This window comes from Paraburkholderia sp. UYCP14C, from assembly GCF_004197395.1.
Classification (GTDB): domain Bacteria; phylum Pseudomonadota; class Gammaproteobacteria; order Burkholderiales; family Burkholderiaceae; genus Paraburkholderia.
Window position 1 is genome coordinate 1 of sequence record NZ_SELS01000404.1, and the last position, 245, is coordinate 245.

Consider the following 245-nt stretch of genomic DNA (forward strand, 5'->3'; position numbering starts at 1 on the left):
GCTGAGTTTGTAGCGCAGATACCAGCGCACACGAAGAATGATCACCTCACGGTCAAAATGACGGCCGGCGAATAGCTCGTCCAGACTCTTCAGCTTGTTCATCGCGGCTCCTCAAATCGGTCAAGGCGACACTCTAACCGATCCTTGAGCGCTATTTGCACCACAACCAGTTGCAGTACCGGCAAACACGTATCGACCAGCTTACGCACGAACTCTCGGTCATCAAGCGGCAGCAGTTCGGCAGG

At 54.7% G+C, this 245-nt stretch carries 1 pseudogene; it reads right to left on the reverse strand.

What is annotated here, in order from left to right:
- A pseudogene (locus tag EVC45_RS47545) lies at window positions 1-102 on the reverse strand (IS6 family transposase); the annotation flags it as partial.
- Between the last annotated feature and the right edge of the window lie 143 nt (window positions 103-245).